Origin of the sequence: Sulfitobacter sediminilitoris (assembly GCF_010667575.1) — a bacterium.
Lineage (GTDB): Bacteria > Pseudomonadota > Alphaproteobacteria > Rhodobacterales > Rhodobacteraceae > Sulfitobacter > Sulfitobacter sediminilitoris.
Genome location: NZ_JAABNT010000089.1, coordinates 1 through 677, shown reverse-complemented (window position 1 = coordinate 677; position 677 = coordinate 1). Strand labels below are relative to the sequence as shown.

Sequence of the window (677 nt, the reverse complement as noted above, 5' to 3'; positions counted from 1 at the left end):
GCTGAGAGATGCTGGTTGGCAAGTCAGCGATGGCCGTGTCGAAAGACTGTGGAAAAGGGAGGGGCTGAAGGTGCCATCGAAACAACCGAAGAAATCGAGGCTTTGGCTGAACGACGGCTCGTGCATCCGGTTGCGCCTAGAATATCGGAACCATGTCTGGAGCTACGACTTCGTCCATTGCCGGACAGACGATGGAAAGGCGTTCCGGACATTGAACATCTTGGACGAGTTCAGTCGAGAGTGCCTGGCGATACGGGTGAACCGCAAGCTGAACTCGACCGATGTCATTGACGCTCTTACCGACCTGTTCATCTTGCGCGGACCACCAGCGTTTGTTCGAAGCGACAATGGCCCTGAGTTCGTTGCCAAGGATGTCCGGGCCTGGATCGAGGCTGTTGGCGCCAAGACCGCCTTCATCGAACCGGGCAGCCCCTGGGAGAATGGCTACGTCGAGAGCTTCAACGCTCGGTTCCGGGACGAACTGCTGAACCGGGAGATCTTCTACTCCCTCAGAGAAGCCCAAATCATCATCGAGGGCTGGAGGAAGCACTACAACACCAAGAGGCCACACAGCGCACTCGGATACCGACCACCGGCACCAGAAACCATCGTCCAGATGGACGAAAGGCCGACCATGCACTAACACTCAAACCGGACCAGTCAGACTAGGCCAGCCA

At 57.2% G+C, this 677-nt stretch carries 1 protein-coding gene; it reads left to right on the top strand.

All coding sequences use genetic code 11. From position 1 onward, the window contains the following. Positions 1-643 (top strand): IS3 family transposase (locus GV827_RS23240; protein ID WP_164356719.1); only part of this gene is annotated, 643 nt, incomplete at its 5' end. Between the last annotated feature and the right edge of the window lie 34 nt (positions 644-677).